This is a genomic window from Arthrobacter sp. HMWF013 (genome assembly GCF_003061105.1).
In the GTDB taxonomy this organism is placed as follows: Bacteria; Actinomycetota; Actinomycetes; order Actinomycetales; family Micrococcaceae; genus Arthrobacter.
This window is the reverse complement of record NZ_QAIQ01000381.1, coordinates 1-12,070: the sequence shown is the minus strand read 5'-3', so window position 1 is coordinate 12,070 and position 12,070 is coordinate 1. Positions and strand designations below refer to the sequence as shown.

Below are 12,070 nucleotides of genomic sequence, written 5' to 3'. Positions count from 1 at the left end.
GTGCCCGGCTCTGCGGTGGGTGACACTGCAGGGCCGGACTCTTCGGGGCAGGACCTGTTCCAGGCCAAGGCGGATCTGCGGCCCTACGGCTGGGATGCGAACGAGGACGGCAGCGGCGGCGCGGAGCTCTGGGTGGCAAGCGACCTCGCCGCCCACCAGCAGGCCGGGGTGCTGCGGCACGATCACGTGCTGGGCATCGGGCAGGCGTCCACCACCCTGGTGCAGACCACGGTCCGCCGGCATGTAACCAGGGCCCTTGACCTGGGGACGGGCTGCGGGGTCCAGTCGTTCCACCTCCTCCACCATGCGGAACACGTCACGGCCACTGACATCTCCGCGCGGGCGCTGGCCTTCACACGTTTCAACCTGCTGCTGAATGCGGAGGCCCTGCACCTTGACCCGGCACGGCTGGAGGACCGGGTGAGCCTGCGGCTTGGCTCCCTGCTTGACCCTGTAGCCGGCGAGGAGTTTGAGCTCGTGGTCTCCAACCCGCCGTTCGTCATCACGCCCCGGACCCTCGGCGAGGAAGCATCCGGGCAGTTCACCTACCGGGACGGCGGCCTGCCCGGCGATGACATCGTATCCTCGCTGGTCCGGGACCTTCCGTCGGTGTTGGCCCCGGGCGGAACAGCCCAGCTGTTGGGCAACTGGGAGATCCAGGCCGGTGCGGCCTGGCCCGAAAGGCCGCAAAGCTGGGCCAGTGCGGACACGGATGCCTGGTTCATCCAGCGCGAGCAGGTTGGGCCGGAGCAGTACGCCGAAACCTGGCTGCAGGATGCCTCCGAATCCCGCGACCGCCAGCACTACAAGGACGCCTACGCTGCCTATCTGGCGGATTTCGCGTCCCGGAACGTGGCGGGAATCGGCTTCGGGATGATCTGCCTGCGACGGCCACCCGTCTCCGGGCCTGACGCTGCCCCCATCAGTCGCTTCGAGGAAATCACGTACCCCATCGAGCAGCCCATCGGACCGCACCTTGGCGCCGCCGTCGAGCGTTCCGATTGGCTGGCCGCCAACAGTCTGGCGGGCGCGCACCTGCTCGTGGCCGACGACGTCACAGAGGAACGCCATCAGCGCCCCGGCGCCGAGCACCCCGGTGTGATCCTGCTGCGCCAGGGCGCCGGCCTGCGCCGCACCAATTTGCTCAGCACGGAGCTGGCCGGTTTTGTCTCCGCGTGCGACGGCGACCTGTCCGTGGGGCAGATTATCGGAGCCCTGGAAGCCCTGCTGGGCGGGAGCCTTGCGGGCGAGGAAGGGTTCGACGGCGCGGCGTTCCGGAGCGGTCTGCTCACCGAAGTTGCCAACCTGGTCCGCGACGGTTTCCTGCTGCCGGCGGAACTTTCAGAGTAGCCGGATGGGGGCCGCGGAAAGGCCGTGATCGGAGCGCCGGGACGGTCCAAACTACCCCGACGTTTTCCACATGAATGCGCACTATTGACCAAAATATGGTGAACTAGGCCAATATGGGCTCATCTGCCCCAGCAACCTTTTTCTGTAGGAGCACCGTGCCAAGCAAGGCCAAAACAGGCAAGAAACTCGTGATTGTGGAGTCTCCGGCCAAGAGCAAGACCATCGCCAAGTACCTCGGCGAGGGCTTCATCGTCGAGGCCTCCATTGGTCACATCCGGGATCTGCCGCAGCCCTCCGAGCTCCCCGCAGAACTGAAGAAAACCTCGGTGGGCAAGTTCGCCGTCGACATCGAAAACGACTTCAAGCCCTACTACGTGGTCTCCGCCGACAAGAAGAAAAAGGTGACTGAGCTCAAGGCCGCGCTCAAGGACGCCGACGAACTTTATCTCGCAACCGATGGGGACCGCGAGGGCGAGGCCATCGCGTGGCACCTGCTGGAAGTACTCAAGCCCAAGGTCCCGGTGTACCGGATGACATTCGGCGAAATCACCAAGGAAGCCATCCAGCGCGCCATGGGCAATCTGCGCGATGTTGATTCGGCCCTGGTGGACGCCCAGGAAACCCGCCGCGTGCTGGACCGCCTCTACGGCTACGAAATCTCCCCCGTCCTGTGGCGCAAGGTGGCGCGCGGCCTGTCAGCCGGCCGCGTCCAGTCCGTGGTCACCCGCATGGTGGTGGACCGCGAGCGTGAGCGCATGGCGTTCAAGGCTGCCTCCTACTGGGACCTGACGGGCCAGTTCGGCGCCGGATCCGGTTCGTTCAAGGCGAAGCTTGCTTCCGTTGACGGCGCCAAGGTTGCAAGCGGCAGGGATTTCAACGACGACGGCGTTCTCACCGCGCGCAACGCCGTCCACCTGAACGAGGAACGTGCCACCTCGCTGGCCGCCGGTCTCCAGGATGCGGACTTCCGCGTCCGGTCCGTGGACACCAAGCCCTACACCCGCCGGCCCGCCGCACCGTTCACCACCTCCACGCTCCAGCAGGAGGCCGGGCGCAAGCTCCGCTTCTCCTCCAAGAGCACCATGCAGGTTGCCCAGCGGCTGTACGAAAACGGCTACATCACCTATATGCGTACCGACTCCTCGGCGCTGAGTGACGAGGCCGTCACGGCCGCCCGCCGCCAGGCCTCCGAGCTGTACGGCCCCGAGTACATCCCCGCATCACCCCGCGTTTACTCCAGCAAGGCCGCGAACGCGCAGGAAGCCCACGAGGCCATCCGTCCCGCGGGTGACTCGTTCCGCACCCCCGCCCAGGTTGCCAAGCAGCTCTCCGGCGATGAGTTCCGCCTGTACGAGCTGATCTGGAAGCGCACCGTCGCCTCCCAGATGGGCGACGCCAAGGGCTCCACCGCCACCATCCGCCTGGGCGCCGTGGCAACGGACGGCCGGGACGCTGAATTCTCGGCCTCCGGTACCGTCATCACGTTCCCCGGCTTCCTTGCCGCCTACGAAGAAGGCAAGGACGAGAGCCGCGGAGACGACGACTCCGAGGAAGCCCGCCGGCTGCCGAACGTTGCCAAGGATGATGCCCTGACGGCGTCGGACATCGTTGCCGTGGGCCACGAGACGTCCCCGCCGCCGCGCTTCACGGAAGCCTCGCTCACCGCTGAGCTGGAGAAGAAGGGCATCGGCCGCCCGTCCACCTACGCCTCCACCATCTCCACCATCCAGGACCGCGGCTATGTCCGGAAGCAGGGTTCCGCACTGGTGCCGAGCTGGATCGCGTTCTCCGTGATCCGCCTGCTCGAGCAGCACTTCCACGACTACGTTGACTACGAGTTCACCGCGGACATGGAAGGCGACCTGGACAAGATCGCCAACGGCCAGGCCGTGGGCTCGGCGTGGCTGAAGCACTTCTACTTCGGTGAAGACGCAGATCCCGGCCTCTTGAGCATCGTCAACAACCTGGGCGATATCGATGCCCGGGAAATCAACTCGATTCCCATCACGGATGAGATCACGCTGCGGGTGGGCAAGTTTGGCCCGTACCTCGAAAGCTCCGCTGCCGTGGTGGATCCGAAGACCGGCGAAATCGTGGAGAACTCGCGCGCCAACGTGCCCGAGGACCTGGCTCCGGATGAGCTGACCGCGGCGAAGGCCATCGAGCTGATGGAGACGGCTGCACCGGAAGAACGCGTTCTGGGTGCCGATCCGCACACCGGCCACACCGTCGTCGCAAAGAACGGCCGCTACGGCGCCTATGTCACCGAGGTCATCCCGGAGATGACCGAGGAACAGATCGCCAACCAGCCGGTTGAGTACTACAAGAACGGCAAGCCCAAGCCGCCGAAGAAACCCGTCAAGGCCAAGCCGCGCACCGGATCACTTTTCGCGTCCATGACCGTCGACTCGGTCACCTTGGACGAGGCGTTGCAGCTCATGAGCCTGCCGCGGGCCCTGGGCGAGGACGCCGAAGGCAACCTCATCACGGTACAGAACGGCCGGTTCGGCCCGTACCTGAAGAAGGGCACGGACTCCCGCTCGATCGGCTCTGAAGAGGAAATCTTCACCATCACCCTGGAGCAGGCCCTGGAGGTCTACTCCCAGCCCAAGCAGCGCGGAGCCCGCGCCGCGGTGCCGCCGCTGGCCGAGTTCGGTCCGGATCCGGTGTCCGAGAAGAACATCGTGGTGAAGGAAGGCCGCTTCGGTCCGTACATCACCGATGGCATCACCAACATTACGGTGCCCCGCGCCACCTCGCTGGAGGAACTGACCCGGGAACAGGCCATTGAACTCCTGGCAGAGAAGCGCGCCAAGGGACCGGTTAAGCGCACGACGACGGCGCGCAAGGCTCCGGCGAAGAAGAAGGCCACAGCCAAAAAATAGGTGCCGGGTGTTCGGTCGAATTGCGCCGGCGTCTGGGACGTGGTCGAGTAGAGGTATGACTGAACAGCCCGCTACAGCCGATACCACGCCGCTGAACGACCTTGAAGAGAAGCTGGCCCAGGGCGGACAGCCCGATGCCAGCCCGGTGGACGTCATCCTGTCCTTCCTCAACAGCGAGGTCTACGTCATCAGCACCGACGGCATCGAAGGGGAGGACTCCCAGGTGGAGCCCCTCGTGCTGGCGAACGCCGACGGCGATCCTGTCCTTGCCGTGTTTTCCCACCCCAGCCGGGTGGACGGGCAGTACCTTGAGGCGGCCCCGAATGTCCTTGGCACCCAGGGCGCTGCCATCATCGCCAACATCGGCGACGAGCTGGGCATGGTGATCAACCCGGGCGCCGCGTTTGGCTTCGAGATCAACCCGGAAGGCGTTGCCAACATCAAGCGCGACTTCAAGCGTGCTGATGAAACACCCGACGGCGCCCCCGCGAACCCCTCCGCCAACTGACATCTGCGCGCTCGTTTGGGTTTGACGGGCCGCCGCGGGCAATAATGGCAGGATGCGGCTAGGCGTCCTCGATATCGGGTCCAATACTGTCCACCTCCTCCTGGTGGATGCCCACCCCGGCGCGCGCCCGGTACCCTTCGCCTCGCACAAGCGGCCGCTCTCCCTGGTCCAGTACCTCGACGCCGATGGCAACATCACTGACGAGGGGCAGCACGAGCTGACCGAGTTTGTCCTGGAAGCCTGGGAGTTCGCCGCCAAGCACAAAGCCGACGATCTGCTGGCTTTCTGTACCTCGGCCATCCGCGAAGCCACCAATGGCCCGGCAGTCCTGGCCCGTGTTAAGCACGAGACCACTGTTACCCTCCAGGAACTGACCGGCAGCGAAGAAGCGTCCATGACCTTCTTCGCTGTGCGGCGCTGGTACGGCTGGGGAGCGGGTCCCATCCTGAACCTCGACATCGGAGGCGGCTCCTTCGAAATGGCGTTCGGCCAGAACGAGCTGCCTGAGGTGGCCACCTCGGTCCCGCTCGGCGCCAGCCGCCTGACCCGGGACTGGCTTGCCGAGGACCCGCCGTCGGCCAAGAGCGTCAAGGAACTCCGGCGCTACATCCGCGCCACACTGGCTCCTGCCGTGAGGCAGTTCGACGGCCTGGGACGTGCGAACGTGGTTGCGGGTACGTCCAAGACTTTCCGCTCCCTCGCCAGGATCGCCGGGGCAGCCCCCAGCGCGTCGGGTCCCTACGTGAAGCGTGCGTTGCACGGCACGGATCTGGGTGTCTGGGCGCAGCGCATTTCCGCCATGAAGTCCGAGGACCGGCTGTACTTGCCCGGCGTGTCCGAAGCCCGCGCACAACAGGTGCTCGCCGGGGCCCTGGTGGCGGAAGCTGCCCTGGAGATGTTTAAGTTCAAGAAGATCAAGATCTGTCCCTGGGCACTGCGCGAGGGACTGATCCTGCGCCGGCTCGACCAACTCGTTTTCGCCAATCCCTTGAACGGGAGCCAGCACATCGCACCGGCGCGGCAGCCCGTCCAGGCTGCGCCTGCCTGATCCGGCCCTACCTTATCCGCCGGCCTGATCCGTCCCGCCTGATCCGCGCCGGCCTGATCCGTCCGGGCAGACCCGCGGTGGCTAGGTCAGCGGCGTTAAAAGCGAAAGCACCGGCGCTGCCAGCAGGAAAATGGGGGAAAACCTGCTGCAACCACCGGTGCCTCGGGCAAACATCCCCATGCTTGCCGCATCACTCGCACCCTCAATGAGGTAATAACTACGTTAGGCCGCCAAGTTGTGTGCAACCTGCGGCGAACATGGGAGTCCGCTGTGAATGTGTTTTAGGGAGTTCCCGCTGTGCGGGTCCGGTTTCGGCAGCCCAAGAGGAACTGCCATGATGGACCCATGAGCAACCGAATCGCCTTCCTGGGCTGTGGATCCATGAACGAAGCCATCCTTTCCGGACTCGTCAAGGCCGGAACCGACCCCGCAGACATCGTGGCCACCGTCAGGCGTGCGGAGCGCGCGGAGGAGCTGGCGGTACGGCATCACGGCATCACCGCCATCGCGGGGGAGGAGGAGCCGGACAACAACAAGCAGGCAGCCAAGGGCTCCGCCGTCGTGATTCTTGGCGTCAAACCGGTAGGCATTCAGGAACTCGCGCGCGAAATCAGCGGTTCGCTGTCCCCGACGACCATCGTCGTCAGCGTTGCCGCCGCCGTCTCCCTGGCCCAGCTGGAAGCGGCCCTCCCGGCCGGGCAGCCCGTGATCCGGAGCATGCCCAACACTCCAGCCAAGCTGGGCCGCGGAGTCATTTCCGTCTCACCCGGAACCCACTGCACCCCCGAGCAGCTCCAGCAGGCCAAGGACGTCTTCCGCGGCGCCGGAACCGTGGTGGAGGTGCCCGAAGAACAGGTTGACGCGGTCTCGGCCATCAGCGGCTCAGGCCCGGCCTATGCGTTCTACCTCGCCGAGGCCATGGCGGCGGCCGGTGTCGAGCTGGGCCTGGATGCGGAACTGTCGGTGCTCCTGGCCCGCGAGACAGTCGCCGGAGCCGGCCTCATGCTGGCTGAGCCGGGCGCCGATCCAGCAGCCCTGCGCAAAGCCGTGACCAGCCCCAAGGGCACCACGGAAGCCGCCATCGCCACGTTCAACGAGCAGGGCCTTCCGGCCATCATCGCTGCCGGCGCCCGCGCGGCAACGGAGCGGGCAGCGGAGATCACCAAACAGCTCGGCTAGTCACACCAGCTCCCTCACCTCGCGGGTCCCCACCGGCTCCCAGCCTTCGCAAGCTCTGGCCGGAGCCCTCGCCGGCGTGGGCCCCGGCCAGGGAACCCTGCGGGCGTGGGCCCCACACCCGCTACGGCCGGGCGGCGAACCGTTCCAGCAGGTCCACGTGGCCGGACACAATAAGCATGTCGCGGGCGGACACCTTGGTCTCCGGGCGCGCGTAGGTGAAGTCCTCGCCGGGGGACTTGACGCCCACAATGGTGACGCCGTACTTGGAACGGACCTTCGACTCATCCAGGGTGAAGCCGACTGTTTCGCGCGGCGGGTACATCTTCACGATGGCGAAATCGTCGTCGAACTCGATGAAGTCCAGCATGCGGCCGGATACCAGGTGCGCGGCCCGGACGCCGGCGTCGGCCTCGGGGTAGATCACGTGGTTGGCACCGATCCGGGTGAGGATCTTGCCGTGCGAGGGCGTTATGGCCTTGACCCAGAGGTGCTCGATGCCGAGGTCCACCAGGTTCACGGTGATCAGCACGGAGGATTCGATGGACGTTCCGACGCCGACCACGGCCGAGGAGAACTCCTGGGCGCCGAGCTGACGCAGGGCATCGATGTTGGTGGCATCCGCCTCCACCACGTGGGTCAGGAGCGGTGCCCATTTCTGCACGAGGGTGCGGTCGCGTTCAATCGCCAGCACCTCGCGGCCCTGCTTGACCAGCTGCTCGGCCGTGGAAGAGCCGAAGCGGCCCAGCCCGATCACCAGCACCGGCGCATTGTGGGCGGGGCGGTTGGGGGCGCCTGGGGAATTAGCCAATGATGGGCCTCTCTTCCGGGTAGTGGTACAGCTGGCTGCGCTGGCGCAGGGCAAGGCCGGCGGCGAGGGTCACGGTGCCCACACGGCCGGCGAACATCAGGGCAGTGAGGACGTAAACGCCCGACGGCGGCAGTTCGGCACTGAGATTGGTGCTCAGCCCCACCGTGGCAAAGGCGGAAATGGTTTCGAAGAGCACCCGGTCCAGGGACGCGCCGCTGATCTGCAGGAGCAGGAACGCGGAGACGGAAACCAGCGTTGCGCCGGCCACGATCACGGAAATAGCCACCCGCATGGCGCCCTGCGGGATGGTCCTGCCGTAGACCTTGACGTCGGCGTCGCCGCGGGCCTCGGCAACGATCGCAAGGAACATCACGGCGATGGTGGTGACCTTGATGCCGCCGGCAGTGGACGCCGAGCCGCCGCCGGCGAACATCAGCGCGTCGGTGAGCAGCATGGTGGTGGACTCCATGTGGTTCTGGTCCACGAGGTTGAAGCCGCCGGACCTGGTCATGACGGAGGCAAACAGCGAGTGGGTGATTTTATCGCCGAGGTCCATGTGGCCGATGGTCCGGATGTTGTCCCACTCCATCAGCCCCCACAGGAAGGTGCCGGCGAACAGGAGGATAAAGGACACCTGGATGGTCAGCTTGGTGTGCAGGTTCCATTTCTTCCAGTTAAGCCCGTTCTGCTGCAGGACCATGACCACGGGGAAGCCCAGGCTGCCCAGGAACACGCCCAGCATCAGCGGAACCAGGATCCAAAGATCTGTCTCGTAGGGCACGATGCCGTCGGAATGCGGGGTGAAGCCGGCGTTGTTAAAGGACGAGATCGCGTAGAAGATGCCGTGCCATACCGATTGCCAGAACGGTTCGCCCAGCGTCAGGAACCGCGGAACCAGGACGATGGCAAGGGCGCCTTCGATCACCACGGAGGTGGTGATGACGATCCGCAGCAGCGTACCTACCTCACCCAGCCGCCCTGCGTTGTTCATGGCTTCCTGCGCGATCAGCTTGCCGCGGACGCCAAGCCTTTTGCTCACCATCAGGGCCAGCAGGGAGGCGAGCGTCAGGGTCCCCAAACCGCCCACGAAGACGCCGATGAGGATGACCAGCTGGCCGAAGAACGACCAGTGCACCGCCGTCGATACCACCGTCAGGCCGGTGACGCACACGGCTGAAACCGCCGTGAACATGGCCTGGTGCAGGGGTGTGGCCGTACCGGTGGCGGAGGAGACGGGCAGCGAGAGGATGAACGTGAACACCAGGCAGACCGCGGCGAAGACAGTCAGGGCGAGCCGGGCGGGCGAGGTGTTGGCAATGTCGTCGATAAAGTCGCGCAGCCGCGCGAACATCCACAGGCCTTCGTGCTCCGGTGCCGCGGGGTGCCAGGGGGCCGGGATCCGGGGCCTCGTCTGGCGTTGGGACATGGGTGGCTTTTCCTCGGTTGAAACTGTTTCCTCCAGTAGTAAACCACTAATGCCCGCGTAATGGCCGGGCCTGCCCGGCGGCGGAACCGGGTAGCCTGTGATTGATGACATATCTGCCCGGTCTCAGCCAGCCCGCACCTCCGACGACGGTGGTGTGGAATTCTGCCATGACCGCCTACAACTTCGGTCCCGGCCATCCCATGGCGCCCGAGCGGATGGACCTCACCGCACGCCTGGCCGGGAGCCTGGGCCTGTTCGATCTGGGTCACGTTACCATTGCCGCTCCGGAGGTAGCCTCCGACGCCGAACTGGAGTCGGTGCACTCTCCTGAGTTCGTCGCAGCCGTGCACCGGGTCAGCGAGGATCCCTCCACACCCGATGAAGCGCGTGGCCTCGGCACCGATGATGACCCCGCGTTCGCCGGCATGCACGAAGCCGCCGCGAGGCTGGCCGGAGGATCGCTGCTTGCTGCCTCGGCCATCCTGGACGGCACCGCCCTTCATGCTGTGAACTTCGGCGGCGGCCTGCACCACGCCGCCCGGGAGCGGGCCAGCGGGTTCTGTATTTACAACGACTCCGCCCTGGCCATCCAGAGGCTGCTCGACGGCGGCCTCCCGCGGGTGGCATATATCGACATCGACGCCCACCACGGGGACGGAACACAAAGCATCTTCTGGGACGATCCCCGTGTGCTGACCATCTCCATCCATGAATCAGGGCTAACGCTTTTCCCCGGGACGGGCTTCGCCAACGAGATCGGCGGTCCTGCGGCCGAGGGTACGTCCGTTAACGTGGCACTGCCGTCCGGGACGGGGGATGCCGGCTGGCTTCGCGCCTTCCACGCGGTGGTACCGCAGCTCATCGGAGCCTTCGATCCGGCTGTGATCGTCAGCCAGCACGGCTGCGACTCGCACCGCCATGACCCCCTTGCCCATCTCCAGATCAGTGTGGACGGCCAGCGCGAGGCTGCCACGGCCATCGGAAACCTTGCTGCCCGGCACTGTGACGGCCGCTGGATCGCCACCGGCGGCGGCGGCTACAGCGTGACCGACGTCGTCCCGCGCTCGTGGAGCCACCTGATCGCCATCGCGGCAGGGCGTCCGGTCCCGCTGCGGACGGAGGTGCCCGAGGACTGGCGCGCGTATGTGCTGGCGAAATTCGGCCGGGACGCCCCCCGCCTGATGGGCGACGATGTGGAACTCTGGTGGCGGTCCTGGGAGGTCGGATTTGATCCGAACGACGCCGTGGACCGGACTGTCATGGCCACCCGCAAGGCAGTATTTCCGCTGCACGGGCTGGATCCCTGGTTCGACTGAGTTCCCCGTCCGTCAATACCGGTCAGTTCCGGTCTGCCGGCGAAATAGTTGATGCCTTGCGGCGTATATGTCGCTAGGGTGGGAGGCATGGTGACAGACGACGTATTTGCCGTCATTGCGGAAGCAACCCGGCGCGATATTTTGGTATCCCTTCGCGCAGGGGACAAGGCGGTAGGAGAGCTGGTGGAGGAACTGGCGGCGAGCCAGCCCACCATCTCCAAACACCTGAAAGTCCTGCGGGAAGCCCAGCTTGTCAGCATGCGGGCACAGGGCCAGAAGCGCTACTATGCGCTGAACCGCAAGCCCCTCGAAGGTATCGCGAGCTGGCTGGAAACGTTCGACGTCGGCCCGGCCGCCGCCGTCGCCGGCTCACCCGCCGCCGCGCCTGAGGCCGGCAGCGCACACGCCGCTGCAGCGTCGGTTCCGCCGGACGAAGCACTTACCGCTGTGCTGGAGCGCGAAGGCGCAGAGCTGAGCCCCGCCGTCGTGATTCCGGGCGGAACGTCAGCGCCGCTCAGCGACGACACAGTGCCGCAGCAGATCGGCCGCACCGTGGGGCGCGCAGCCACCAAGGCGGCCGACCTGCTGGCCAATCTTCCGAAGTTCGGCCGGAAAAAGTAGCCTCCGCTACTTGCCGAGCAGGCGGACGTGCTCCGGAGTCAGTTCGGAGATTTTGCTGACACCCAGGAGCGCCATGGTGCGGGCCATGTCCTTCTCAAGGATCTGCAGCGCGCGGTCCACACCTGCCCTGCCGCCGGCCATCAGGCCGTAGAGGTAGGCGCGGCCGATCAGGGTGAAGTCGGCACCCAAAGCCAAGGCAGCCACAATGTCCGCGCCGCTCATGATGCCGGTGTCCAGGATGATCGCGGCGTCGGTGTTGTCCCTGGTGAACGCTTCCTTGACCACGGGCAGCAGGTGGAACGGGATGGGCGCACGGTCCAGCTGGCGGCCGCCATGGTTGGAAAGGACGATGCCGTCGGCGCCGTGGTCCACCACTTTGCGGGCGTCCTCAACGGTCTGGATGCCCTTGACCACGAGCTTGCCCTTCCAGGTTTCACGCAGCCAGTCCAGGTCCTCGAACGTCAGGGTGGGGTCGAACATCGAGTTGATCAGGTCCGCCACAGTTCCGGTGTAGCGGGAAAGCGAGGCGAACGTCAGCGGCTCGTGCGTGAGGAAGTTGAACCACCAGGCCGGGCGGTAGGACGCGTCCAGCACGGTCTTGACGGTCAGCGCCGGCGGGATGGTCATGCCGTTGCGGACGTCGCGGAGGCGGGCACCGGCCACTGCGGTATCCACGGTGACCATCAACGTGTCATTGCCGGCCTTGGCGGCGCGTTCGATCAGTTCCAGCGAGCGGTCGCGGTCCGTCCAGAGGTAGAGCTGGAACCAGTTGCGGCCGTTCGGGGCGGCTGCGGCGACGTCCTCGATGGAGGCGGTGCCCATGGTGGAGAGCGTGTAGGGGATCCCGGCGGCTTCGGCAGCCTGCGAACCGGCGTATTCGCCTTCGGACTGCATCATCCGGGTGAAGCCGGTGGGGGCGATGCCAACGG

General features: G+C 66.0%; 10 protein-coding genes. 7 read left to right on the top strand and 3 right to left on the bottom strand.

What is annotated here, in order from left to right; all coding sequences use genetic code 11:
* The 5 genes from DBR22_RS14150 to proC form a co-directional block, all read left to right on the top strand.
* Positions 1-1,350, top strand: a 1,350-nt coding sequence (locus tag DBR22_RS14150; protein WP_108599542.1) for a methyltransferase, incomplete at its 5' end; no start/stop codon positions are given.
* A gap of 155 nt (positions 1,351-1,505) precedes the next feature.
* Positions 1,506-4,235: a type I DNA topoisomerase gene (gene topA / locus DBR22_RS14145; protein WP_108599541.1), complete on the top strand. Its 2,730-nt coding sequence runs from the start codon at positions 1,506-1,508 to the stop codon at positions 4,233-4,235.
* 55 nt (positions 4,236-4,290) lie between these two features.
* Positions 4,291-4,743, top strand: coding sequence for an SseB family protein (locus DBR22_RS14140; RefSeq protein ID WP_108599540.1), 453 nt, complete (start codon positions 4,291-4,293; stop codon positions 4,741-4,743).
* 52 nt (positions 4,744-4,795) lie between these two features.
* On the top strand, positions 4,796-5,791 hold the full coding sequence (locus DBR22_RS14135; protein WP_108599539.1) for a Ppx/GppA phosphatase family protein: 996 nt from the start codon (positions 4,796-4,798) through the stop codon (positions 5,789-5,791).
* Positions 5,792-6,136: 345 nt separating this feature from the next.
* Positions 6,137-6,970 (top strand): pyrroline-5-carboxylate reductase, encoded by an 834-nt coding sequence (gene proC, locus DBR22_RS14130; protein WP_108599538.1) that lies wholly within the window; start codon positions 6,137-6,139, stop codon positions 6,968-6,970.
* A 121-nt stretch (positions 6,971-7,091) separates the two neighbouring features.
* Here proC and DBR22_RS14125 read toward each other — a convergent pair whose 3' ends face one another.
* The gene (locus DBR22_RS14125; RefSeq protein ID WP_181365185.1) at positions 7,092-7,730 is read right to left on the bottom strand and encodes a potassium channel family protein; all 639 of its coding nucleotides are present in this window, start codon (positions 7,728-7,730) and stop codon (positions 7,092-7,094) included.
* A 40-nt stretch (positions 7,731-7,770) separates the two neighbouring features.
* Positions 7,771-9,204, bottom strand: a complete 1,434-nt coding sequence (locus tag DBR22_RS14120) for a TrkH family potassium uptake protein (RefSeq protein ID WP_108599536.1) — start codon at positions 9,202-9,204, stop codon at positions 7,771-7,773.
* A 104-nt stretch (positions 9,205-9,308) separates the two neighbouring features.
* On the opposite strand from DBR22_RS14120, the gene DBR22_RS14115 reads away from it, so the two are divergent.
* Together DBR22_RS14115 and DBR22_RS14110 are read left to right on the top strand one after the other, a co-directional pair.
* Positions 9,309-10,520 (top strand): acetoin utilization protein AcuC, encoded by a 1,212-nt coding sequence (locus DBR22_RS14115; protein ID WP_108599535.1) that lies wholly within the window; start codon positions 9,309-9,311, stop codon positions 10,518-10,520.
* Positions 10,521-10,607: 87 nt separating this feature from the next.
* Positions 10,608-11,141, top strand: coding sequence for an ArsR/SmtB family transcription factor (locus tag DBR22_RS14110; protein ID WP_108599534.1), 534 nt, complete (start codon positions 10,608-10,610; stop codon positions 11,139-11,141).
* 6 nt (positions 11,142-11,147) lie between these two features.
* On the opposite strand, the gene DBR22_RS14105 is transcribed toward DBR22_RS14110, so the two are convergent.
* Positions 11,148-12,070, bottom strand: a 923-nt coding sequence (locus DBR22_RS14105) for an alpha-hydroxy acid oxidase (protein ID WP_108599533.1), incomplete at its 5' end; no start/stop codon positions are given.